This window comes from Streptomyces sp. x-80 (assembly GCF_046549095.1).
Taxonomy (GTDB): Bacteria; Actinomycetota; Actinomycetes; order Streptomycetales; family Streptomycetaceae; genus Streptomyces; species Streptomyces celluloflavus.
In genome coordinates this window covers 17,808-40,979 of sequence record NZ_JAJPWM010000029.1, presented here as the reverse complement: position 1 = coordinate 40,979, position 23,172 = coordinate 17,808, and the positions used below count along the sequence as shown (strand labels likewise).

Genomic DNA, 23,172 nt, shown 5'->3' with positions numbered 1-23,172 from the left:
GGGTGACGCCGCTACGGCGGGGGCTGTCGCGAGGAGGAAGGCCAGCCCGATTGCCAGGGACGTTGACCGGGGCCATATGCGCTGCCGTACAGGCTGCTGGGTAGGGGGATGCATTGATGATTTCCTTCGGTAGCTGGGACTTCACCCGCACTGTGGGGCGGTACGGACGCGGGCAAGGCCGAGCATCACTGCGTGGTGATCGACACCGACTGCAAGCGAAACTGTCGCGGAGGGGCCGACGGCGAGACCACACTGCTCACACTGATCGCTGCTGTCCTCGCACTGAGCGAGGGCGAACCCGTGACCTGGGCAGTCGACCTCAACGCCGGCAGAGCCGCGCTGATGGCCGCCCTGCTGACCGACAACGGACAGCAGGCCTTTCTATGTCCCCGGACGCACTGTCCACCTCGCCTCCGACTCCCACCGAGGCGACGGCAAGATCGACGCAAAGGACGGCTTCGTCATCTTGTGCCAGTGGCGGCTGGCGCCTGCGAACTGCTTTGCCTCCGCTGCCAGTTCCCCCGGACGGAGTTCGTAGCGAAGGGCAGTGAGACGCTATCGTTCTTGAGGCCCTCGGGTAGTACGGATAGACGAGATCTGCCAGGTCAGACGTTACGTCCATCTCTAAAACCCTTGCACCGGCCGGCAAGTCCCCCCCGTCATGATGTCGACAGTGCGCCCGGTGGCGTTTTCCAGTGCGGCGATCCGTTTCTTGCGATCTTTATCCTGGGTCGCGCATCGGATCCCTTTCTCTTCACAGGTGTTAAGTGCTGTCTACTGGCGTGGGGTGATGCCTGCTGGTTCGGCTGCGTGGTCGAGGCTCGGGGGCCGGTGCCCAAGGCTCCCGGCGCTCCGTTCCTCGTGATGGGGGCTCCGACGCAGCCTGGTGAGAGAAAACGTTTCCTGAAGTCGCTGATTTCCGGGCATGACTGCACCTGTTTTTTGGGTGCAGCAGGCGAATTGGTGATGCGTTACGGGCGTATGCCACCAAGAGCCTTGAACGGCAACTCTCTGGCGGAAAGACCTCCGGGGCAATAGTTACTCAATCGAGACGCTGCTCGAAAGGTCGTCTCCCCGCGTTCACCTCAACACCTTTCGTGAGCCAGTAAGTTGTCGTTGGTGAAGGCGCCGACACCCATCGTTGCCGCGGTGTAGGAGTCCACAGGTGCGATGCGCCAGCTGTCCGGACCGTACTCCAGGATGGCGAGGGCCGGAAGCGACCGTTACGGCGGAGAGGTCCGCCGGGTCACGGGCCTTGCGGGGAGGGGCGGGCCGCAGCGGTGCCTCGCGTACTGCGATCAGGACACGACGGCGGCACCCGGCCGAGTTGGGCACTCACGGCGACGATGGTTCGGCCACTCGGACTGCAGGAAGGGCTGGGCCGCGTCCGTGCGCTTGCTGCATGGGGCGACCCTGGCGGCGTCGCGGCGTCAGGAGCCTTTGCCGTCGGTGGCGCCTCGGCGATGCTCGCGCGGCCGACAATGAACACCCGGTGTGATGTGAGTCACGCGACTGCTCGTCTGGGGTTGCGTACCTTCGAATGGAAGGCGCGCGCGCCATTGGGATGATGGTGTCCCTTGGTGAAGGGTGGCCGTAGTGGCGGAATCCGCTTCCGGTGCGCATGTGTCATTCGGGCGAGCTTGACCGTGAACTGCCCAACGTCAGTGGGCCGGGACTTTGGTCCCTGGATTCTATCTTGGTAGTCGCTTGACCATTCCTTGGGTAACGAGGAGCGGTGCTGTCGGCCTGTCGGTCGGCCGCCGTGCCTGGACGTCTTGGCGGCGTGGGAGTCTCAGCCGCCCGAGCCGGGAGCCGATGCCCCCTATGCAGTACCAGCTCACACCTGCCATGCCTCACCTCGCTTCCGGGGGTGTGGGTGGTATCGAGGAATCGGTCAACAGCTTTTTCAGCCCCCTCACGGAGGCCGTCTCGGGCGTGATCTTCGCCGAACTCACGGTGTTCGGCGTCACGTTCCCGTGGATCGTGGCCTGGCTCGTCATCGCGGGCACGGCCTTCTCGTTGTATTTCGGCGCCATCCAGATCCGTGGCTTCAGGCATGCGGTCGGGTTGGTGAGGGCCAGCCGCCGCCGCAGCGGCGACGCCGGCGACCCGGGCGAGGTGACCCCCTTCCGGGCCCTGACCGCAGCGGTCTCCGGCACGGTCGGGCTCGGCAACATCGCCGGTGTCGCGGTCGCTGTCACTGTCGGCGGCCCCGGCGCCACCTTCTGGATGATCCTGTGCGGCGTCCTCGGCATGGCCATCAAGTTCGTCGAGTGCACCCTCGGTGTGAAGTACCGGGAGGTCGACGAGGACGGCACCGTCCGCGGCGGGCCCATGCAGTACCTGCGCCGGGGCCTGGCCGACCGCGGCATGCCCCGCCTGGGCAGGACCCTCGCACCCCTCTTCGCCGTCATCATCGTGACCTTCGCCGTCCTGGGCGGCAACATGTTCCAGATCAACCAGACGCTCGCGCAGCTGCGCAGCGTCACCGGTGGCGTGGACGGCTGGATGGCGGGCCCCGGCGCCGGCCTCGTCTTCGGCATCGTGGCCGCGGTGCTGATCGCCGCGGTGCTGCTCGGCGGTATGAAGGTCATCGGCGCGGTCACCGCCCGCCTGGTCCCGGCCATGGCTGCCATCTACATCGGGGCCTGCTTCGTCGTCATCGGCGTCAACATCGGGTCCGTGCCCGCTGCCGTGGCCTCCATCGTCGAAGGCGCCTTCAACCCCTCCGGTATCGCGGGCGGGTTCATCGGCGTCATGATCATCGGTTTCCAGCGGGCCGCGTTCTCCAACGAGGCAGGGCTGGGCTCCTCCCCGATGGCGCACGCCGCCGTGAAGACCAAGCACCCGGTCACCGAGGGGTTCGTGGCCATGCTCGGCCCGTTCATCGACACCGTCATCGTCTGCACGATCACCGCGCTGACCATCATCATCGCCAGGCCCCAGAGCTGGCTCACGGCCCGCGAGGCGATGGCGAACGGCGAGGGGGCGCCCGGCGGCGTGACCCTCACCTCGGACGCGTTCGCCACCGTCCTGCCCTGGTTCCCCTACGTACTGACCGTCGCGGTCATCCTCTTCGCCTTCTCCACCGTCATCACCTGGACCTACTACGGCGAGCAGGGCTGGGCCGACCTCTTCGGACGCAGCAGGAAAAGCCTGACGGCGTACAAGCTCCTCGTCTCCGCCTGCGCCATCGTCGGCGCGATGCTGACCCTGGGCTCAGTCCTCGACCTCGCCGACGCCCTCGTCTTCGCCCTCGCACTGTTCAACGTCATCGGCCTCTACCTCATGGCACCCATCGTGAAGAAGGAACTCGCCTCCTACCGCGACCACTTGCGCGCCAAAGCCGCCACAGGCCAAACCCACGACCAGCCACACGAACACACAGGCCAGCCCCGCGATTCCGGAACGAAGACACCGTGAGCGGCCCTGGCAGGCATGACGTCCAGCACCTGCTCGCGAGGAGCCGCCACACGCCACAACCGCCGGCAGACAGGTGGCGAACGGCGCGCCATGGCCCGAACACTCCGTGCCGGATACGAAAGCGGAGATTCCCAGGCCGGAGCGCCGTCAGTGCCGGACATGCGTACAGCACTGTCCGTCTCCTCCTCGCAGAGGCAGAAGCCCCCTTTCACCAGCATCAGCGGCAATCCTGGACCTATCAAGATCCATTGTCGGGTGTCCAGGCTCAAGGGGCCTCCTCACTGCTCGATACCCCACGAAAGTGGACAGAACGCTGCCGAAGGGTGGCGATAGGGGAGTTTGGTCCGGAGCGCAGCGCGGAGGAGGTGAGGATGGTACGGAATGGTCCGATGCGAGTGTTCCGCGGTGGAAGCTGTGGGGTCGCCTTGCTCCAACGGCCCGTTCGATGAGAAAGACGATCAACAACGCGCCGATGGCTATCCGTTGGCACGTGCGTATCCCATGGATGGAATCAGGCATGACACGGCCCATTCGGTCCGACGGAATCGACCCCATCAGCCGGCGTCGACTCCCGGTCTATCTCACGGGCCTGGATTCGCTGGCGGACTGGCACGGCGACGCGGCCTGTGCCGGGGTGGACGCGGAGCAGTTCTTCCCCACAGGACGGGGGCAGGCGCGGCAGGCTCTGCTGGCGCAGCGCATTTGCGCAGAGTGTCCTGTCGCCGACCAGTGCAGAGAACATGCGCTGACCCTGCCCGAGCCTTTCGGCGTGTGGGGCGGTATGACCGCGCGCGAACGCGGTTGGGATGCGTGGGGGAAGCGGTTGCGCGACAACGCATCTGATGAGGTGCTGCCCGCAGCATCGTGACCGGCCTGGTGCGATCGGTGCTGGAGCTGTCAGGCGTACCCATCATTGGTTTCGAGGTCTCTCTTCGCATGGCAGGGCGGTATCAAATCGCGGGTCAGTGACGTCAGTTGGCGTTGCCTCCTGCTGTCAGTAGGAGCATCCGGAACCCTCGTTCTCCTGGGGTGGCAGGCATTCCGGCTTGATGCCGGTGTCGTTCCGGCAGCCATGAATGTCTAGCGGTGGCGCCCGGCGATGCAGTCGGCCGGTGCGCCACGATGGTGGCCCGGCGGCACGGACTTTCGCAAACAAATACCTCGACGAATAGCGCTCCGAAGAAGTGAATCTTCGGTGGTAGCGACAGCGTGGTCTTCCGCGTCAAGGTGCAGATCGACCTCTTGGTGCTGCGTTCGGATAATACCACCGAGTAATGATTCGCCCCAGCTGTGGATGCCTTCCGAGGTGGGGTGTGGCGCGTTGGGGAAACTTGCGGATGGGATGCCTGAGAGTGATCCAGTTACCCGCATTACGCTCTCCTAATATACGATGCGGGCATGAGTGAACAGACCGCCACAAAGGCCATCGGGCTTCTCGTTGCCGATGATCACAGGCTTATCAGGGAAGGGGTTATCGGAATGGTTTCCGGTGCCCCGGACATCAGTGTCATCGGCGAGGCGTGCGATGGTGCGGAAGTGGTGACGAAGGCGCGTGAACTCAAGCCTGACGTCGTCCTTCTCGACATATCCATGCCCAAGATCGACGGCCTACAGGCAGCATCCCGCCTGCTCAGCATGGAGGGGGCACCGAAGGTGCTCATGCTGGCAGGCTTCGACGCCAGGACGAATGTCCCCAAGGCTATTTCGATGGGAGCTTCGGGGTTCCTCCTGAAGGAAGTCGGACCGGAGGAACTCGTGGATTCCATCCGGGTTGTCGCGAGAGGCGGGACAGTATTGGGGGAGGAGGCTGCACGCATTGTTGGCGAGCGTCTGAATAGCGCGCGATCGGAGTTTTCCGAAGTGGCGGAGAATCTTGACTCGCTCACCTCGGGTGAGCGGGATGTGCTGCGGGGAGTGCGCGCCGGAATGCCTAACAGTGCGATCGCGGAAGAGCTCTTTATGAGTGAATACAGCGTCAAGACGTATGTCTCGCGTATTCTGAAGAAATTGGGCCTGGATAATCGGACTCAGGCCGCCATCGTCGCCTACGAGGCTGGGTTGCGCTGAACCGGGGTACCGACGCCCGCTCGGGGCGTCGGTAGGGACTACGCCGACGTGGGTGATAGGTCCTGGTCCGTCACTAGAGGGATGAGGGCAGAAACCAGAAAACCGCGATCGGGAGTAGCCAGCGCTTTGAAGGTCCCACCACAATTGCGGATGCTCCGTTCGAGCAGGCCGAGCCCGTGTCCGGCTCCCTGCCGTGAACCTACGGCGGATTCCCGCGGCTGGGGGGGATCGTTGAGAACGCTCACCGTGAGGGAATAGGCGTTCTGACACAGTGTGATGCGGACAGGTGCTCCCGAGGCGTGTCGGACCACGTTGCACAGTGCCTCGTTGAGGAGGGTGTGCACGAGTCGGAGTGCGTGCGAGGGTTCAGGCACGTTGTGCATTGAAGACTCCGACTGGATGCTAAGTCCGCGCTTCCGGTACCCACTCAAGAGGTCAGCCACATCGGTGAGGGTGCCGCCCGGCTCGTCACCGGCGTCCAGCGGATCTGCCCCGGAGTCTGCACTCAAGAGGTCCAACGTGCTGCGCAGCTGGTCGAACGCCGAGCGTCCCGCGCGGTTGATCTTGGCGCAGGCGCTCTTAGTGCTTTCGGAGCTGTCAGGGCTTGCCGCTACGGCACCTGACTGCATCAGCATGACACTAATCTCATGACCGATGCCGTCGTGGATCTTCCGCGCCAGCGCCGCGCGCTGGCGCAAGTCCTGCTCACGTCGCTCACTCGCGTGCAGCTTCGCCCGCTGCCGGAGGGCGTGCATCTCCAGGCCGGAACGAGCCTCGGCGGAGTTCATCAGGAAGCCGACCAGGATCGGCAGCACGATCGCTACGTATGTCTGATAGGCGTGGATCACCAGGTGGCCCGAAGTTCCCACCAGCCGGTCGGGAGCCACGACTAGGAGGACGCCTGGGGCTAGGGCGATCGCCGACATGAGGGCGTATCTGTGCGCACGCACAGCCGTATAGGCGGCTACGCCAAACGGCAGCATCTGTCCGGTCATCAAACATACGGCGACCGTCGTCACCAAATGCGCCACCGGGTGGCTACGACGCACCAGCGTCACCAGCGACAGGGCCAGCGCGGCGATGACACAGAGTCCTCTGCTGTGCACCCATCCGGCTCCGGGCACCGCGGCGGCCAGCGACGTGAAGGCGACGGCGCAGGCGAGGGCCAGCAACTTGTCCCGGTGTTTATAGGCAACCTGGAGCACGGCGGGGGCAGCGGCCGACGAGTTCCCGAACGCGCGACCGGCCACCCTCATCGCCCCGGTGGCTGATGACGGCAGCGGTGTGCTTGGGCCGGAGCCGTTGACCGCTTGCGGTCGGCGGCTCCGGAGGGAGTGGGCATCGGGGGCCGGCTGCAGCAGAGTGGTTCTGGCGGATGAGGCTCCTGCCAGGAACCACCCGCGGATCGCCGCGCGTACCGAAGCTGCCAGACGCATTATGTGACTCACTATCCGTGGTGAAAACTGTGCTGCGGGCTTCTGCCCGTCATAAAGATGGCGAGGGCTTCAAGGAGCACTGAGGGCCTTGGTGGGCTGCAGGCGCGAGGCACGTACCGCTGGGTACAAGCCGACCAGGACTCCGATGAACATGGTGGCGCCCAGCCCACCGGCCGCCGCCTACGCGGGACCGCCGTGGTCCAGCCCTGCATCTGGGAGAAGGTGAAGGCGGCCAGCGACACGTCTGCCGCGTCCAGCTGGGCGCGGATCACCGGCTGGGCGGAGCCGACGGTGAGGACCGTCTTGTCCGGGCCGGTCCGATCGGCGAGGGCCGTGTCGGCCTCCACCGCCTTGACCACGTCCGGCTGGAAGACCGCGTCGCCCTTGCCGGTGGTCTCGCGGCTGAGGGCCTTCTGCCACTGCTTGACCGCGGCCTAGGTGGCTTCGTCGAAGTACGGACCCACTATCAGGCGGGATCCGTGTCCCAGGGCACACAGATTCCCGCTCCAGCTGGAGTACCTCCGAGCCGCGGTCGCCCGTCTTCATCTCGCGGAACATCGGGACCGGGCCGTACAGCAGCGTGACCGGCGTGTCGTTCAGCGCGTACAGCGTCTCGCCCCGGCGGAGGGTGGCGCCCTCCTCTGAGGCCACCGTCACGGTGCCCTCGACAGCGGACTTCACCGGACGCCGCTGAGAGAAGCCCAGCCTGCCCTCGACGGTCTTGCTCAGCGTCCGATTGGTGCGGGTGATCTCGGCGGTGGCGGCCGGCAACTTGTTGAGCGTACCGGCCTCAGCGTCGTCGACGACCAGCACACCGGCGGTAGCGGCACCCGCCGCAGCCACCGTGCCCACGCTCACAAGGGTCATATGACGCTTCACTGACCGTCCAGACCGTTGAGGAGCTTGTCCTTGCACGCCTCACGGGCCTGCTTGAAGGCGGGTACGTCCTGGTCGAAGGACGGGCTCGCGGGGTTGGGCTCACCGCCCGGCATCACCTTGCCGCCCGACATGGCCGGGTTGGTGAACTTGGAAACTCCGTGCTCCCTCATACACGTGGCGTGGGCAAGCATCGACTCGTACTCCTTCTGCGGGTCGCGCTTTGGATCCTTGGCCACGGCTGCCTGCAGCTCAGGACCGCGGACGCCGTTCTTGCCGTCCTTGGCCGCCTCCGGCTAGCGCTCGCTGATCCCGTTGACCTTGTCCCCGTCGAGGTAGTCGGAGAGCTTCGGGTCCGGGAAGTCGCTGACGCAGCCTCGGTGCGCATGCGTCGGACATACATCATACGCGCGCCGTAGAACTCGCTCTGCCGCCGGCCTGCTCCCCGGAGCCCCGGTCGGTGCCCTGGTACTCCGTGAAGGGGGAGGAGCCGTCCGACTCCGAGGCGACCTGGACGCCGCTGCTGCCCGAGGAGCCGCCCCACGCCGCAGTGAGGACGAGCACCGCAACGGCCACCAGCGCAGCCAGACGCAGACGAGAGAGACGAGAGGCGGAGTCCGTGGTCATACGGACCACTGTCTCCGCCGAACTTGATGGGTACTGCATGGCTACATGATGAGTACGTAATAAAAAAGACGCCGGAGATCACCGGCAGACCGGCGGGAACGGGCAGCTCAGCTGCTCGCCACGCATAATCGACAGCGTGTCGCACCACCTGCTGATCGTCGAAGACGACCGCTCCGTACACGAGGGAATGGCCCTCGTGCAGCGCCGCCACGGCCATGAAGTGGACGCCGTCCCCACCGGCGAGGAGGGCCTGGCCCTGCTCGGCCGGCCCGGCCCCCGGATAGAACTGGTCGTCTTGGACCTGATGCTGCCCGACATGGACGGCTTCGAGGTGTGCCGTCGTATCCGCACCATGTCCACTACGCCGGTCATCATGCTCACCGCCCGTGGCGACGACATCGACGTGGTCAGCGGCCTGGCGGTCGGAGCCGACGACTATGTGGTCAAACTTGTCACCGCGGTCGTCCTGGAGGCGCGCATCCGCGCCGCGCCGCGCCGCGTCGAACCGGCCCCGCGCACGCCCCTGCCCCGTGGCATGCACGGCGGCCTCACCATCGACCGCGCCGGACTGACCGTCTGCGTCAATGGCGCCCCGGTGCAATTGCCCCCCACCGAGCTCCGTCTGCTCCTGGAACTGTCCGCCTTGCCCGATCAGGTCTTCAGCCGCGAGCAGTATCTCCAGTTGGTGTGGGAACAAGGCTTCCGTGGCGACTCCCGCCTCGTCGATGCCGCCGTCGGCGCACTGAGGGCCAAGATCGAGGATCAGGCGGCCAAGCCCCGCTGCATCCAGACGGTGCGTGGTTTCGGCTACCGGTTCGGGCGGCTGTGAGCCGCCGCGTGAGGCGCGCGGAGCCGGAGCGCCACAGACCGGGGGCACAAAGCGCCAAGCGCCTGTTCGGTGCGCTCGGCGGGCTGCGCGGGAGGCTCACCGCCGCCTTCGTCCTGGGCTGCCTGCTCATCACGGTCACCGCCACCGCCCTGGCCTACCGGCAGGCGCGTACCGCCATCGTGGAACGGGTGCAGGCCCACGCCATGCAGGAACTGCGCTCCAGCGTCGCCGATGCCGCTGCCGATTTCGATGTGCCGCCCGATCAAAGGAGCCTGACCCGCTTCGCTATGCAGGTCGCTGAGCACCTCGGCGACACCAGCAAGATCATGGCCCGGTACGGGACGCTCACCGGCGTCTCCGACGAAACCGCCGACTACTCCCTGATCAGCAACGAGCTGCGCGACGCCATCAGCCGCGAGGGCCGCCTCGTCTTCCAGCGGATCAACCGGGACGACGGCCCCTATCTCGCGGTCGGAACCCCGGTGCTGTACACCGACAACAAGCAGCCCTCCGGCGTGGCCGTCCTCTCCGTCTCCAGCCTCGACAAGGAGGCCACCGACTCGCAGGCACTGCTCGCTGCCGTCCGGGACGGCACTCTGCCCGTTCTCGGGGTCGCCGCCCTGATCGCGCTGCTCTCCGCCGGTGCGGTACTCCGGCCGGTGCGGCGCCTGGAACGCGCCGCCGGCCGGCTTGCCGACGGTGGCCTCGACGCCCGCGTCGAGGTGCGCGGCCGGGACGAGCTGGCTTCCCTGGCCCGCACCTTCAACACCATGGCCGACGCCCTGGAGACGTCCGTCGCTGATCTGCGCGAACAGGAGGAGCGCGCCCGCCACTTCGTCGCCGACGTCTCACACGAACTGCGTACCCCGCTGGCCGCGATGACCATAGTCTCTGCCGTACTGGACGAGGACGAGGGCACCTTGCCGCCGGACACCGCGTACGCGGCCCGAACCATCAGTGCCGAAACCGCGCGCCTGACCCGGCTGGTCGACGACCTGATCGAGATCTCCCGGTTCGACGCGGGCGCCGCAACCCTTAGCCTCACGGAGACCGACCTTGGCGAGACTGTCCGGGCGACCTTGTCGCTACGTGGCTGGACCGACCGGGTCGAAGCCGAACTGCCCCAGGACGTACGCCTGGTGTGTGACCGGCGCCGCGTCGACGTGATCGTCGCCAACCTGATCGGCAACGCGTTGCGGCATGGCGCCGCACCCGTCGAGGTCGCCCTGACCGACACGCCCGAAGAGGTGACGGTGACCGTCACCGATCACGGCAAGGGGCTGCCGGCGGATGTAGCCCGCCATGTCTTCGACCGCTTCTACAAGGCCGACGCCTCACGGGCCCGCCTGGAGAGCGCCGATGGCTCTGACAAGGCGGTGGGCGTCGGCAGCGGCCTCGGCCTGGCCATCGCCTTGGAGAACGCCCGGCTGCACGGCGGCACCCTCACCGCCGCCAACCGCCCAGGCGCCGGCGCCTGTTTCACCCTGCGGCTGCCGCGCTGGTCCATGCCGCCGCACGGCCCAGGAGAGCCCGTATGAAATCCGCGACGATACGCCGGAGTGCCGCGCTCGCCCCGCTGCTCGTAGGACTCCTCGGGGGATGCGGCATCCCGTCCACCGGCGTCCTCAACTCCGGTGCCCCCGCCACCGGTCTCATCCGGGGGATGCGGGTCTACTTCGCCACCGACGCCGGCCTGCGCGCGGTCTCTCGCCCCTCCCAGGCGGTCGAGGACTTGCAGGACGCCCTCAAACTCCTCAGCGTTGGCCCGTCCAAGAGCGAGCGAGCCTCGGGAATGACCAACCTTCTGGAGTCCATCGGCGGCATCACCGCTTCCGGCACCGGGGAGAAGATCACAGTGGTTCTCTCGGAGGCTGAACTCCCCGCCGATGACAACCTCCGCCTAGGGCAACTCGTCTGCACCCTGGCACGCGCCCAATCGGTTCTCCACAAAGAGGTCCGCCCGGACACGGTCCAGGTCACGGTCCGTACCCCGCGCTCATCGCTGGGGCCGTATCAGTGCCCGTTCTTCATAGAGCAGTAGGTCCGCGTGGAGACGTGATGGAATTTCCCGGTAGGTGCGCTGCCGCCGTATCCGGCCCACGCCAGTCGCCAGAAAGCCCTTTGGGCATCTGGGGCGGTGGTGCCGTTCAACGTCTACATCTCCTCGGTGACATAACTGCGCAGCCAGGCCCGGAAGTCCGGGCCCAGGTCCTCACGTTCGCATGCCAGTCTGACAATGGCGCGGAGGTAGTCACCGCGGTCGCCGGTGTCATAGCGGCGGCCCTTGAAGACGACGCCGTGCACCGGCCCGCCGAGCGCCGGTTCCGCGGCCAGTATCTGGAGGGCGTCGGTCAGCTGGATCTCGCCGCCGCGGCCCGGGGCGGTCTTGCGCAGCACCTCGAAGACGGACGCGTTCAGGACGTATCGGCCGATGATGGCGAGGTTGCTGGGGGCCTCGTCGGGGGTGGGCTTCTCCACCAGGCCGGCGACCCGGACCACGTCGTCCTCGCCGGTGGGGGTGACGGCCGCGCAGCCGTAGAGGTGGATCTGCGCCGGATCGACCTCCATCAGCGCGATGACGGAGCCGCCGTGCTCCTCCTGGACCTCTATCATCCGCCGCAGCAGGGGGTCGCGGGGGTCGATGAGGTCGTCGCCGAGGAGGACGGCGAAGGGCTGGTCGCCGACGTGGGGGGCGGCGCACAGCACGGCGTGGCCCAGGCCCTTGGGGTTGCCCTGGCGGACGTAGTGCATGGTCGCCAGGTCGCTGGACTCCTGGACCCTGGCCAGCCGGGACTCGTCGCCCTTGCGCTGCAGCGCCTCTTCGAGCTCGTAGTTGCGGTCGAAGTGGTCCTCGAGCGGGCGTTTGTTGCGGCCGGTGATCATCAGGATGTCCGAGAGGCCGGCGGTGGCCGCCTCCTCGACCACGTATTGGATGGCGGGCTTGTCGACGACCGGGAGCATCTCCTTGGGCGTGGCCTTGGTCGCGGGGAGAAACCGGGTGCCGAGGCCGGCTGCCGGGATGACAGCCTTGACGATCGGAGCGTTTGATTTGGGCATCAGGAGAACCATGAAAACTTTCTGAGGATGAATGATTTATCCCCTCGCTTACAGGCACGCTATCCGTGTATTCCAGGTGGCCATGTACAGGGTTGTTGGCTACCGGAATTTTCTCGGTCTAGAGTGCCCCGCGCAGATTACCTGGCTGAGTGAACTCTTCCATTTCGCCTGCTGTAAGTTCATCAGGAAGGGGCTGCCCGGCGCTTCGGAGTGCTCAAGTCGGCTCAAGCCCAACATTTGCGGGCGTATCTGGAAGATCTCAGCTCATTGCTGAGTACCGTGACTCCGCGCCGTGATGTAGTTCCGATCTGACCTGTCGTCGGGCACCGCGATGACCAGCGGATTTGGGGATCCGTCCGGACGACTTGTCGGCGGATTCGTCCGGTTGATCTGTCAGATCCTCCGACCGGGGCGGACCGTTGAGGTGCGATCGATAGCCGACCTGCGGATTTCCGTTCCGTGCCGAAACATTGCCGAAAGGCGCGTCGGATACGACAGAATGAATCGGAACCTACACGTTAGTCAGCGATGCGACGGATGTCCCAGGCGAAGCGCTCCCAGTATCCGGGAAGATCGGTAATCTCGATGTTCTTTCCGGTCCGGGGAGCGTGGATCATGCGGTCGTCTCCGATGTAGATACCGACATGGCCCCAATTGCCGTCGTTGTTGAAGACGATGAGATCGCCGGGGCGCATCTGGTCACGGGGCACGCTTTTGCCGACGTGGCGCTGCTGCTGCGAAGTGCGAGGCAGCGTGACCGAACCGTCGGTGCCCTGGTATGCGGCGTACACGGTGAGGCCGGAGCAGTCGAAACCGCCGCCCGACGGACCGTCGATGTAGCCGCCGCCCCACACATAGGGCAGGCCGATCTTGGTGCGTGCCGCATCCACGATTCGGCTGGCCGTGTTGCTGCCGACGGTCGCCTCGTCCGTGGCGGAGGCGCTCTCGGGAGCTCCGTAGAGAAGCTTCTGGCCGGCGAATATGAGATTCGGATTGTCGCCGATGACACTCTTGTTGCGCTCATAAAGCCGCTGCCAGGACACCCCCAGGTGCTCAGCCGCCTGGCGGAGAGTGTCCCCTGCCCCGACCGTGTAGACCCGCTGCGGCGCACTCGACGCGGCCTGGCCGGTGACGGTGTCTCCGGTGTTCAGCTGAGGAGCCGGTCCGCCCTTGGCGAGGCCGGCTTGTGGCGAGCACTGTGGCCAGGCCCCGGGCCCCTGCTTGGCAAGCACTTTCTCCGCTACGGCTATCTGCTGGTCCTTGGTCGCCAGATCTGCGCGAGGAGCGTACTGCCTGCCGCCAAATGCGTCCCAGGTCCCCTGGGCGAACTGCAGTCCGCCGAAATACCCATTCACGGTATTGGTCGCCCAGTTTCCGCTGCTTTCGCACTGGGCGACTCGGTCCCAGACCGAGACCGGAGCCGCGGTCGCCGGTGCACTCATAAGCACGGCGGAGAGGGGGGCGGCCACCGACACTGCGACCACGGATGCCAAGCCCGGACGGCGACGACGTACAGATGTCTTGCGGTGGGAGGGCATGTGTGGATTCCTTTGGTACGGGCGGAGATGACGCCTGTCACGGCGGCCTGAAGCAGCCCCGAGGCGTTGGCGTGTCGACTTACAGGCGAGGCCTGGCCCCATCTCCAAGCCGGCCGAGGCTTGCGACGTGAGGAGTGCCATGCAGTGAGCGAAGGAGCCACTTCACGACATCCGGTCCTTCGATTTTGCGGACCGGAAAACTCGCCCAGCGGCGACTAAAGTGGATGACTTTCCGCTGAAAGGTGAGCGATTCTGTCGGCATTCGAGCGGGCACCTCGTTGCCCCGGCGGGGGCTGGCAGTCATCCATATGTGACATGCTCATGGTCGGCCCCGGGGTCGGCCGGAACCTCGGAAGGGAGACCTGGAAAGTTGACCAATGGAATAAAATCGGACGGGAAAGTCGCGGTAAGCAGCCACACCGTTGACCCCGGACAGTGCCATCGGGCGCCTCTGGGCAGCAGTGCGGATGGTGCGAAGGTTCGCAGCCAGAAGTATTACTTTGACGCCCCGCATGTCACCTTTGTCTTGTCGTCGATGGTTCCCAATGCCGTAGCGTCGATCGACGAGACCGGGATCGACCCCGTCGCACACTTGAGGCACGCCCGGTCCGAGGTCGTTAGATGCGAGTGCCTAACAGAGGAACAGGCAAGAGCATGACTGAAGTGACCACCGCCGCTGTCGGCGCCGATTCTGCGCCGCATAGTGAGCCCGATGTCTCCGTGGTCCTGGCTGTTTACGACGGCATGCCCTACCTGAGGCGCTGTCTGGAGTCGATCGAGGCCCAGACCCTGGCCGCGGACCGCATAGAGATCATCGCCGTCGATGACGGCTCCACGGACGCCGGCCCGGGCTTCCTGGACCACTTCGCGCAGTACAGCCGTATTCCCACCCGTGTCCTGCACCAGGAAAATTCGGGCGGTGCCAGTCGCCCCCGGAATGCAGGCCTGACGCTGGCACGCGGCCGCTACGTGTTCTTCATGGACGCAGATGACTACCTGGGCGAGGAAGCGCTGGAGCGCATGGTGGCGATGGCCGATCGGAACGAAACGGATGTCGTCCTCGGCAAGGTCATCGGCGTGAACCGCGGAGCCCCGAGATCCATGTGGGGCCGCAACCTCAATCGCGCGGACGTCTTCTCGTCCAACATCAAGTTCACGCTGAGCGCGCAGAAGCTGTTCCGCCGAGAACTGCTCATGCGGCACGAGATGCGTTTCGACGAGAGCCTCAAGACCGGCGAGGACGCGTTGTTCACCATGGAAGCGTATTTGCGGGGCAACGGAGTCTCGGTGGTGGCCGACTACACCTGCTATTACTTGGTGGGCCGCGAAGACGGCAAGCACCTCACCAAGAGCGGGAGTTACACCCTGCGCTTTGACTCGGCGCAGGCACTGATGCATTTGATCGCGCAGTTCGTCCCCGCGGGACCGCACAGGGACCAGCTCATGATCCGCCCGTTCCTGATCACACTTCTACCACAATTCGGACCCGGTCTCCTGACACAGAATGAGGAGATCCAGGAGCACAAGCTGGCCCTCGCCCGACCGCTCACCGACGCCTACTGGACCCCAGGCGTGGCCGCGCTGCTCAAAGTCGACGAACGGCTGCGCCTGCACTGCGTCGCCACTGAACGGATGGATCTGCTACGGGACGTGCTGGCCTTCATCAAGGACAAGAAACGCCCTGCCGCCCTCCTGGACAGCCGCCGACGGACACTGTTCCTCGCATACCCGCATTTTCGCGACCGGTCTGCGGGAATACCCGACACAATGTACGAAGTCACCGCCCGTGAGGCCCTGACCTCCGACACACTCCGATGGGCTCCACGCCACCCCCAGTGGAACCGACTGTGCCGTACGGCGTTCAGCACCGGGCGCCGGGCCGTTCGCCGATACCCCATTCTGCGCCGTGCCATACACAGGATTCCGCTCGCTCACCGACTGCCCAGCGCCCCGTCCGCCCGCCGGTGACCCCCGCACCCTCGAATCGCCCCGCTGTCTCGCCTCCCGGCGAGGATCTCCGCAATGAAGCAGGTCTCCCGATGCCAGCCACCCGCCAAGTACTCCATGGAATTACACGCCGCGAATACGAAGCCCTGGCCCTGCTGCTGATCGGGTACATCGGCATGGCCGCCGCTGCCCTCACCCCATCGCCGTGGCTCTTCGCGGCGGCCTGTGTATCGGCTTATGTGGCGGACGGCTATCTGCATCTGCATACCAGCTCGCTGCTGCGGAAGCTGGGCAAGGCCCGTACCGGCCTCACGGTGCGGTTCCTCGTACGGACGCTGTTTCTCCTCGTCCTGCTCGCTCGCGAAGGCCACAGTGGTACGACGCTGTTCACTTGCGCCGTTGCGGGCATGGCCCTCTGGTACGGCCTGCAGGCTCCGCACAGTGCCCTCGTGCAGTTGATCACATGGCGCCGACGGCTGCCGGTAGTGACCCGGAACATCGATCTGAGCGACGCATGCATCCCCGACGCTCCGCCGGCCGCCCTGAGGCACAGGGCCGCGCTGAAAATGCTGCACACCGACGTCTTCGCCACGGCAGGGCTCGTGGCCGCCGTGTGCACCGGCTCAACCGTCCCAGGCATCATCGGTGTCGCACTGACCCTGATTACAGCCATGCTGTACACGCTCGCTCTGCTCCCGTATGCCGTCGGCCGCCACGCCGCACCGGACAGCGAAGCCGTGGTCTGCGCGGTCAACGACTGGCTGCGCCGCTACCGGCCGAGCACGGCGCTGTATTTCTCGGGTGCCAAAGACTCCCTTTACCAGGTTGAGATGTGGCTGAACACGATGGAACGCCTCGAGGTCCCCGCGGTGGTCCTGCTGCGAGAGCGCCATCTGGCCAACAAGCTCCCGCCCACGAACCTTCCAGTGCTGTGTGTCCCCAGTGCCACGCTCTTGATGGCGCTGGATCTTTCCCCGATCCGGGTGGCACTGTACTCGGCCAATGTCGGGAAGAACATTCACCTGCTGCGGGTACCGACAATCAAGCATGTCTTCATCGGCCACGGTGACAGCGACAAAGCAGCCAGCATCAATCCCTACACCAAGGTCTACGACGAAATCTGGACGGCCGGACGCGCCGGCCGGGACCGTTACGCACTCGCCGAAGTGGGAGTGCGCGACGACAGCATCGTCGAAGTCGGGCGTCCCCAACTCGACGCCCTGCGGCCGTGGTCGGGGCCGCCACGGGGCCGGATTCCCACCGTGCTGTACGCGCCGACCTGGGAGGGCTGGGACGGCGACCCCGGCAGCACCTCGCTCCTCGCCGCCGGCGAGAACGTCGTCAGGGAACTGCTGGAGGCCGACGCCCCGGTACGTGTGCTCTACCGGCCGCACCCCTTCACGGGTATCCGTGACCCCAGGGCAAAGGCAGCTCATCTGCGTATCGTCACCGCTATCGAGGCCGCAGCGGCCAGACGGGCCGCCGACCCACGGTGGATGAGCCACCGATCGGGCGGCATCGAGGCACAGCGCAAACTCGCCTTGACCGAAACCTGCTTGAAGGGGCTCCGCCCAGCCGAACGCACCATGGATGAGGCGCAACTCTCCCGCGATGCGGCAAAGGACCCTGCCCGAGCCTGGACGGTCGCCGAGCTTCGCGAGCGCTGGGAAACGCTCTACTGGCAGGCCGCGCCGGACTGGGAACACCGCGTCATTCCCCAGGACGGCCCCCGACTGTACAGCTGCTTCAACGCCGCGGACGCATTGGTGTCCGACATCTCCAGCGTAGTGTCCGACTTCATCGCCACGCTGAAGCCGTACGCCGTAGTGGACGCCGCCGGTGTGGGAGCCGGTGTGATGAAGCGCCAAAACACCGCTTGCCGCGCCGGGACCATCGTCGGACCGCGAGCGGAGGGAATGAGCGAACTGCTCGCTGCCCTGCGGGACCCGAAGGCCGACATCCATGCCGCAGAGCGTCAGGCACTCCGCGACTACCTGCTGGGCCCCGACGAGGACGCCTTCGAGAGGTTTCAGGCCGAGGTACGTCGGCTGACCGATACCAGCAGGGTCCGGGCGTCGGCTGTGCTCAGCAACCTCTGAGAACAGCCGGCCCCGGGAATCCTTGACCAACAGAGCCACTGTCAAGCCCCGTGGCCCCTGGCTGAGTACTGCTGCCGGAGGCGAGTTCGCGTGGTCATGAAACCGTGTCGATCCAGGTCACCACGGACGCCATACCGGACGGAAAGCGCGGGCTGAGCGACATCGATCGCCTCCCCCGTCCACCTCGGTGAGGACTTCACGCCCCAACAAGCTTGACAGCGGCGCCAGTTCAACGACCGAGGGCTGCCACGCCCTCCTGAGCGAACTTCTCGTCCTGATCACCGGAGGAGGCACCACCGACACCGATGCCTGCGACGGGTGCGCCCGTGGACTGTATCGGGGCGCCGCCTGCGAGGAAGAGGGTGCCGGGGATGTCCTTGAGGTTCGGTGTCTTGTCGAGGCTCTTCACCAGTCGTGAGGTGGGGGCGTTCCAGGACACTGCGGTGTAGGCCTTCTTCACCGCGGACTCGTACGACTGCGGCCCCGCGCCGTCGCCGCGCATCGTCACGATGGTGTTGCCGTTGCGGTCGACGACCGCGACGGAGAGCTTCTGGCCGTCCTTTCTTGCGGCGTCCAGTACGGCCTGGGCGGCCTTGGCCGCGGCGGTGATGGACAGGTGGCTGGAGGCGGTGAGGTTACTGTGCGAAGTGCTTACCTTCGGGGCCGCGGCGGACGCGGTGGCGGAGACAGCACTGAAAGTTCCGGCGGCGATCACAGCGGCCGCAGCTGAGCAGGTGAGGACCTTGACATGGTGGGACATCTTCTTCATGACAGGCTCCTTGGGATGGTGAGCTGACGGGTTCGTCGTTTGCTGCGTCCCATCCTCGGCCTGCGGCACGGGCGCGGAGGCCGACCTTCTGGCTGGTCCCGGACGATGCTGCTCCAGGCCGCCGAGCGCACCTGAGACGGCGATCCTGATGTCTCGCGCGGCCATGTCCGTACCGCCGCGTCTATCGCCGAGGCGAACCTCCCCGAGGCGCGGCACTCCGTCCCCGACCTCGCGCCGGCCGGGCTCGCCGACGGCGGGGGCTTTGAAGCCGCGTTGCAGGCGCTGGCCTCCCGGGAGCCCGAGGACATATCCGTTCGGGGCGTCGTGGACGGTCTTCCCGTCCCGCTGCCGGAGACGGCACAGGCCGCGCTGCGGATCGCTCAGGGGGCGCTCGCCAACGTCCGTGAGCACGCCGAGGCCCGTACGGCCGCGCTGACCCTGTCCTACCTCGACGATCAGGTCGTGCTCGACATCGCCGATGACGGGCGGGGCTTCGATCTGGAATCTGCCGGGCTTCCGTTCTAGTGGTCGTCGCAACACCCCAGCTCAGGGGATGCGATGGACTTCAAGATCAGGGAGAACCGAGGCCGATCTCAGGGCCGCAAGCCCCTGGTCCGTGAGCGGGAGGAATACTTCCGGCTCATGGACCAGGGGCTGGGCAGTCGGGAAGCATGCCGAGCGGTCGCCATCAGCCTGCGGACCGGTAAGCGGTGGTGGAACGGCCGTGCGGCGCCCACCGGGGAGAAGGCCAGGCCCAGCGTGCGGTGGCCGATCTCGCCGGACGGTCCGTCGCGGTACTTGCGCCAGGCCGACCGCCTTCACATCGCCGACCGGCTGAGGGAGAAGGCTTCCACCCAGCAGATCGCCGCCGAGCTCGGCCGCAGCCACTCCACGATCAGCCGGGAGATACGCAGCAACGGCATGCCGCTGCGTGGTGACGCATCCCAGTGGGCCTACCGCCCTCACGCCGCACAGAGCCGAGCAGAGGTCCGTCGGCCCCGCCCGAAGGCCGGGAAGACAGGACAGAACCCCGAACTGCAAGAGTTCATCCAGAGCCACCTCGAACAACGGTGGAGCCCTGAGCAGATCAGCCAGGTTCTGCGGACACGCTTCCCCGACCGGCCGGAGAGGCACGTGACCCACGAGACGATCTACCAGGCCCTCTACGTCCAGGGCCGCGGAGAAGTCCGCCGCGAACTCACCAGCGCCCTGCGGACCGGACGGGTCCGCCGGCGCCCCCGCCGCCAGGCATACAAGCGGCAACCCCGGTTCACCGCCCCCATGGTGATGATCAGCGACCGGCCGCCGAAGCCGCCGACCGTGCCGTTCCCGGCCACTGGGAACGCGACTGCATCGTCGGCGCCGGCCACCGCTCCGCGATCGGCACATTCGTCGAGCGCACGACCCGCTTCACCATGCTGGTGCACCTGCCCGACGGACACCGGGCAGAGCACTTCCACCAGGCCCTCACCGCCACCATCAGCCAGCTGCCGCCCCCCTGCGACGGTCACTGACCGGGGACCAGGGCAACGAGATGGCGGGGCAGGCACCAGCTCTTCTCCACCGTGGCGAACATGCAGGTCCACTTCTGCAGTCCCGCCGGCCCATGGCAGCGCGGATCGAACGAGAACACGAACGGCTTGCTCCGGCAGTACTTCCCCAAGGGCACCGACCTGTCCCTGCACAGCCGCGAGCACCTCGACACCGTGACCGCCGAACTCAACAGCCGACCACGCAAAAGGCTCGGCTGGGAAACCCCAGCCGAGCGTCTGTCTGAGCTGCTCGCCACCACACGTCAGTGATCACGTGCTGCGACGATCCCTGGAATCCGCCGATCAAGGGTCAAGGCCCAGGCGTGGTCATCCCCGTTTCTTGGTCTTCGCCGACGCAGGGATGGGCTGGTCGGCCTTGAGCGCCTTCCAGAGCTCTTCGGCTTGGGGCAGGGCCGGAACGACACGGTTCGGGTCCGCGGTGTCGGCCACCACCGGTAGAGTGATCAACTCCGTCGTGGCCGGGCCCAGGTGCTTGAGGCTTTTCCCGAAGTTCATGAGGGAGACCAGAGAAGACAGCTGGGAGTCGGTCGTCAGAGACCTGGTTGCGGAATCCGCCAAGAGAAAGAGCTTGGCGGGGCTGGTCAGCAGATTCTGCCGCTCGACCTCGCTCAGCAACGCCAGGATGAACTTCTGCTGCAGTTCGATGCGGCCGAGGTCGCTCCCGTCGCCGATGCCGTGCCGGGTCCGGACGAATGCGAGGGACTGGGAACCGTCCAGTCTGTGCGTGCCGGCTTGCAACTCCAGGCCACTGCTCTTATCATGTATCGGTTTATCGATGCTGATTGTGATGCCACCCAGAGCATCTATCAGCCTCTTGAACCCGGCGAAGTCGATTTCGATGAAATGATCCATCCGAATTCCGGTGTGCTGCTCTATCGTTTTGACGACGCAAGCAGGGCCACCGGTCCCATAAATCGAGTTGAACATCACTCGGTTCGCGGCGGGTACCTGCTTCCCGCTCTTGGTCGTACATTCGGGGCGTGTGACAAGCGTGTCACGGGGGATACTGACGACGCTGGCTTTCTTCTGACCCGCCGGAACATGTACCACCATCGCGGTGTCGGCACGCGCTGTCCCCCCGGTATCACCTCCCGCGAGGTCCTTGTTGGCTCCGGACCTGGAATCGGAGCCGAGGACGAGAATATCCTGCGAACCGTTGTTGTAATCCTTCGGACGGTCCTTTCCAAGCGCATCGCCAATATCGATGGACTTCAGATTTGAATCGAGGCGCATGTAGGCGAAGGCGCCGAGCCCACCAACAGCGACAACCGCTCCAGCTACGGCCCAGCACGCCACCCTGCGGATACGCTTTCCGAGCGATCGGTGGTTTTCCAGCGGCTCTTTCATGCTGCCCATTTCTAGAGATTACCGACCAGGTGCGGAGACTGCTGCTTGGTGTGGGGGGAGGAGAACCGAGGAGAAGCCTCTTCTTGCCGGCCATTCTGGCGGCTCACGTCAGGAAGTGTTGCCTTGCCGGGACGTGCCGGAAGGCTGGCAGGCCCTGTGGCAGGAGAATCTCGCAGTTCCTGTCTGCGTACATCGATGACATGGCCGGTGATAGGGGAGATGAGAGCGTCCAGGGAAATGCGGGCGACCGCGGTAGAAGTCAGCAGGGAATCAGCTGGTTCGTCGCCGAAGGCTCGCGTACGCATAGGGGTACGAGTGCGCTCCGGATTGATGCAGTTGACGCGGATTCCGTCCATGGCCCACTCATCGGACAGCGCCTGGACGAGGTTCACCGTAGCGGCCTTGGCAGAGGAATAGAGACAGTACTGAGCACGTCCCCGCGTATAACTGCTGGAGGTGAACAGGAGCAACTGCCCACGGCTTTCGGCCAGGTAACGGTGCGCGTAGCGCGCCAGGTACAACGGCGCGAGGTAGTTGACACGAGTGGAATGCTCGATGGTTTCCGCATCACTGTCGGCGAGGTCACCGATGCGCAGCACGCCCGCCGTATTGACGACGCAGTCGATGGCCCCGGCCTTCGCGTATGTCTCGGCCAGGGCCTTCTCGATGTGATGCGGGTTGGAGACATCGGTTCCCGTTCCGGAGCGGCTGTGGGAGAACACCCTGGCTCCGTATCCCTCGGCCAGGGCGGCGATCTCCGCGCCGATACCGTAACTTCCACCGAAAACGACTAGGACTTTCCCTGACAGCAGCGTGCGGTACGTGGCGTCGTCGGACGATTCGGGCGCTTCCTGTGAAGCGAGCTGAAAAAGCTTGTCGGCCAGCGAGATATCTACCGGGTAGGTCACCTTCATATTGCGTTCTTCGCCTCGAACCACGTGAATGGGTACGTCGGGGAGATAGCGCAGGACGACCGAACAGTCATCGGTAGTCTGGAAGTGCGGGTCACCAGCGGCGCGTTCGTACGCCCGGCGGATCGTCGACAGCCTGAAGCCCTGCGGCGTCTGGCCGCGGAACAGGCGATTGCGGTCGGGTATTTCGGTGATGAAATCGCCGTCGGTGCCATGCGTCCGGGTGACCACAACGGTGTCTGCCGACGGAATGGCCACATCTACCGCACTGAACTTTTCCAGTGCCCGGACGCAGTCGGTGATGATGCGCTGGGACACCAGCGGCCGTACGGCGTCGTGCATCAGGACATTGATGTCCTCACCGGGAGCGAGATCTTCGCTCAGGGCATCGATGGCCCGCCGGGTCGTGTCGCTGCGGTCCGCCCCGCCGGGAAGCACCATCCGCACCTTGGCCAATCCGGCGGCCGTAACGATCTCCTGGACAGCAGACACATGATCACGGGCCATGAACACCACGACGTCGTCAACATCGCCGGATTCCTCGAACACCTGAAGGGTGTGCTCGATGATCGCCTTTCCCGCGATTTTCACCAATTGCTTGGGAAGCGCGAGGCCCATACGCTGCCCCGTACCGCCGGCAAGAACCACGGCAGTGGTCCGGAGCCTCGCATTCATTCCTGCATCCCCTTTTCT

At 65.7% G+C, this 23,172-nt stretch carries 17 protein-coding genes and 2 pseudogenes; 11 read left to right on the top strand and 8 right to left on the bottom strand.

What is annotated here, in order from left to right; genetic code table 11:
- The first annotated feature begins 150 nt into the window (after nucleotides 1–150).
- The 4 genes from ACLJWH_RS37580 (at nucleotide 151) to ACLJWH_RS37565 (ending at nucleotide 5,490) form a co-directional block, all read left to right on the top strand.
- The gene (locus tag ACLJWH_RS37580; protein WP_411146319.1) at nucleotides 151–1,038 is read left to right on the top strand and encodes an IS110 family transposase; all 888 of its coding nucleotides are present in this window, start codon (nucleotides 151–153) and stop codon (nucleotides 1,036–1,038) included.
- 810 nt (nucleotides 1,039–1,848) lie between these two features.
- Nucleotides 1,849–3,423 (top strand): alanine/glycine:cation symporter family protein, encoded by a 1,575-nt coding sequence (locus tag ACLJWH_RS37575; protein WP_411146292.1) that lies wholly within the window; start codon nucleotides 1,849–1,851, stop codon nucleotides 3,421–3,423.
- Nucleotides 3,424–3,868: 445 nt separating this feature from the next.
- Nucleotides 3,869–4,291, top strand: coding sequence for a WhiB family transcriptional regulator (locus ACLJWH_RS37570; RefSeq protein ID WP_411146291.1), 423 nt, complete (start codon nucleotides 3,869–3,871; stop codon nucleotides 4,289–4,291).
- A gap of 530 nt (nucleotides 4,292–4,821) precedes the next feature.
- Nucleotides 4,822–5,490 (top strand): response regulator, encoded by a 669-nt coding sequence (locus tag ACLJWH_RS37565; protein ID WP_411146290.1) that lies wholly within the window; start codon nucleotides 4,822–4,824, stop codon nucleotides 5,488–5,490.
- A 38-nt stretch (nucleotides 5,491–5,528) separates the two neighbouring features.
- On the opposite strand, the gene ACLJWH_RS37560 is transcribed toward ACLJWH_RS37565, so the two are convergent.
- The 3 genes from ACLJWH_RS37560 to ACLJWH_RS37550 all read right to left on the bottom strand — a co-directional run bounded on the left by ACLJWH_RS37560 (nucleotide 5,529) and on the right by ACLJWH_RS37550 (nucleotide 8,429).
- The gene (locus ACLJWH_RS37560; RefSeq protein ID WP_411146289.1) at nucleotides 5,529–6,740 is read right to left on the bottom strand and encodes a sensor histidine kinase; all 1,212 of its coding nucleotides are present in this window, start codon (nucleotides 6,738–6,740) and stop codon (nucleotides 5,529–5,531) included.
- Between the two features lie 1,061 nt (nucleotides 6,741–7,801).
- Nucleotides 7,802–8,041: a hypothetical protein gene (locus ACLJWH_RS37555; RefSeq protein WP_411146288.1), complete on the bottom strand. Its 240-nt coding sequence runs from the start codon at nucleotides 8,039–8,041 to the stop codon at nucleotides 7,802–7,804.
- Between the two features lie 163 nt (nucleotides 8,042–8,204).
- On the bottom strand, nucleotides 8,205–8,429 hold the full coding sequence (locus ACLJWH_RS37550; RefSeq protein ID WP_411146287.1) for a hypothetical protein: 225 nt from the start codon (nucleotides 8,427–8,429) through the stop codon (nucleotides 8,205–8,207).
- 187 nt (nucleotides 8,430–8,616) lie between these two features.
- Between ACLJWH_RS37550 and ACLJWH_RS37545 the strand changes: the two genes are divergently transcribed.
- From ACLJWH_RS37545 to ACLJWH_RS37535, 3 genes are read left to right on the top strand one after another with little or no spacing between them, the layout of a single operon-like run.
- A complete protein-coding gene (locus ACLJWH_RS37545; RefSeq protein ID WP_411146318.1) occupies nucleotides 8,617–9,258 on the top strand; it encodes a winged helix-turn-helix domain-containing protein in 642 nt (213 codons plus the stop codon).
- 8 nt (nucleotides 9,259–9,266) lie between these two features.
- Entirely contained in the window at nucleotides 9,267–10,796 is a 1,530-nt protein-coding gene (locus ACLJWH_RS37540) for an ATP-binding protein (protein WP_411146286.1), read from the top strand.
- Complete coding sequence (locus ACLJWH_RS37535) at nucleotides 10,793–11,299, top strand: hypothetical protein (protein ID WP_411146285.1); 507 nt, start codon at nucleotides 10,793–10,795, stop codon at nucleotides 11,297–11,299. The genes ACLJWH_RS37540 and ACLJWH_RS37535 overlap by 4 nt, the downstream gene beginning before the upstream one ends.
- Nucleotides 11,300–11,412: 113 nt before the next feature.
- On the opposite strand, the gene galU is transcribed toward ACLJWH_RS37535, so the two are convergent.
- A complete protein-coding gene (gene galU / locus ACLJWH_RS37530) occupies nucleotides 11,413–12,315 on the bottom strand; it encodes a UTP--glucose-1-phosphate uridylyltransferase GalU (protein WP_411146284.1) in 903 nt (300 codons plus the stop codon).
- 518 nt (nucleotides 12,316–12,833) lie between these two features.
- Entirely contained in the window at nucleotides 12,834–13,853 is a 1,020-nt protein-coding gene (locus ACLJWH_RS37525) for a transglycosylase family protein (protein ID WP_411146283.1), read from the bottom strand.
- Between the two features lie 654 nt (nucleotides 13,854–14,507).
- Here ACLJWH_RS37525 and ACLJWH_RS37520 point away from each other — a divergent pair.
- A complete protein-coding gene (locus ACLJWH_RS37520; RefSeq protein WP_411146282.1) occupies nucleotides 14,508–15,821 on the top strand; it encodes a glycosyltransferase family 2 protein in 1,314 nt (437 codons plus the stop codon).
- A gap of 71 nt (nucleotides 15,822–15,892) precedes the next feature.
- Nucleotides 15,893–17,899 carry a hypothetical protein gene (locus ACLJWH_RS37515; protein ID WP_411146281.1) on the top strand — a complete coding sequence of 669 codons (2,007 nt, stop codon included), beginning with the start codon at nucleotides 15,893–15,895 and terminating at the stop codon, nucleotides 17,897–17,899.
- 229 nt (nucleotides 17,900–18,128) lie between these two features.
- On the opposite strand, the gene ACLJWH_RS37510 is transcribed toward ACLJWH_RS37515, so the two are convergent.
- The gene (locus tag ACLJWH_RS37510; protein WP_411146280.1) at nucleotides 18,129–18,668 is read right to left on the bottom strand and encodes a GlcG/HbpS family heme-binding protein; all 540 of its coding nucleotides are present in this window, start codon (nucleotides 18,666–18,668) and stop codon (nucleotides 18,129–18,131) included.
- Nucleotides 18,669–18,764: 96 nt separating this feature from the next.
- Between ACLJWH_RS37510 and ACLJWH_RS37505 the strand changes: the two are divergent.
- A pseudogene (locus tag ACLJWH_RS37505) lies at nucleotides 18,765–19,172 on the top strand (sensor histidine kinase); the annotation flags it as partial.
- Nucleotides 19,173–19,284: 112 nt separating this feature from the next.
- A pseudogene (locus ACLJWH_RS37500) lies at nucleotides 19,285–20,470 on the top strand (IS30 family transposase).
- Between the two features lie 57 nt (nucleotides 20,471–20,527).
- Here the strand turns inward: ACLJWH_RS37500 and ACLJWH_RS37495 are convergent.
- Complete coding sequence (locus ACLJWH_RS37495; protein ID WP_411146279.1) at nucleotides 20,528–21,577, bottom strand: LCP family protein; 1,050 nt, start codon at nucleotides 21,575–21,577, stop codon at nucleotides 20,528–20,530.
- Between the two features lie 2 nt (nucleotides 21,578–21,579).
- Nucleotides 21,580–23,154, bottom strand: coding sequence for a D-ribitol-5-phosphate cytidylyltransferase (locus tag ACLJWH_RS37490; RefSeq protein WP_411146278.1), 1,575 nt, complete (start codon nucleotides 23,152–23,154; stop codon nucleotides 21,580–21,582).
- Nucleotides 23,155–23,172 lie beyond the last annotated feature (18 nt).

Bases quoted from the DNA above. Each gene is read 5' to 3' on its own strand.
- ACLJWH_RS37550 (WP_411146287.1), bottom strand. From the start codon at position 8,429: ATGACCACGGACTCCGCCTCTCGTCTCTCTCGTCTGCGTCTGGCTGCG.
- ACLJWH_RS37490 (WP_411146278.1), bottom strand. From the start codon at position 23,154: ATGAATGCGAGGCTCCGGACCACTGCCGTGGTTCTTGCCGGCGGTACG.
- ACLJWH_RS37575 (WP_411146292.1), top strand. From the start codon at position 1,849: ATGCCTCACCTCGCTTCCGGGGGTGTGGGTGGTATCGAGGAATCGGTC.
- ACLJWH_RS37565 (WP_411146290.1), top strand. From the start codon at position 4,822: ATGAGTGAACAGACCGCCACAAAGGCCATCGGGCTTCTCGTTGCCGAT.
- ACLJWH_RS37545 (WP_411146318.1), top strand. From the start codon at position 8,617: ATGGCCCTCGTGCAGCGCCGCCACGGCCATGAAGTGGACGCCGTCCCC.
- ACLJWH_RS37520 (WP_411146282.1), top strand. From the start codon at position 14,508: ATGACTGAAGTGACCACCGCCGCTGTCGGCGCCGATTCTGCGCCGCAT.
- ACLJWH_RS37495 (WP_411146279.1), bottom strand. From the start codon at position 21,577: ATGGGCAGCATGAAAGAGCCGCTGGAAAACCACCGATCGCTCGGAAAG.
- ACLJWH_RS37535 (WP_411146285.1), top strand. From the start codon at position 10,793: ATGAAATCCGCGACGATACGCCGGAGTGCCGCGCTCGCCCCGCTGCTC.
- ACLJWH_RS37525 (WP_411146283.1), bottom strand. From the start codon at position 13,853: ATGCCCTCCCACCGCAAGACATCTGTACGTCGTCGCCGTCCGGGCTTG.
- galU (WP_411146284.1), bottom strand. From the start codon at position 12,315: ATGCCCAAATCAAACGCTCCGATCGTCAAGGCTGTCATCCCGGCAGCC.
- ACLJWH_RS37570 (WP_411146291.1), top strand. From the start codon at position 3,869: ATGAGAAAGACGATCAACAACGCGCCGATGGCTATCCGTTGGCACGTG.
- ACLJWH_RS37510 (WP_411146280.1), bottom strand. From the start codon at position 18,668: ATGAAGAAGATGTCCCACCATGTCAAGGTCCTCACCTGCTCAGCTGCG.
- ACLJWH_RS37515 (WP_411146281.1), top strand. From the start codon at position 15,893: ATGCCAGCCACCCGCCAAGTACTCCATGGAATTACACGCCGCGAATAC.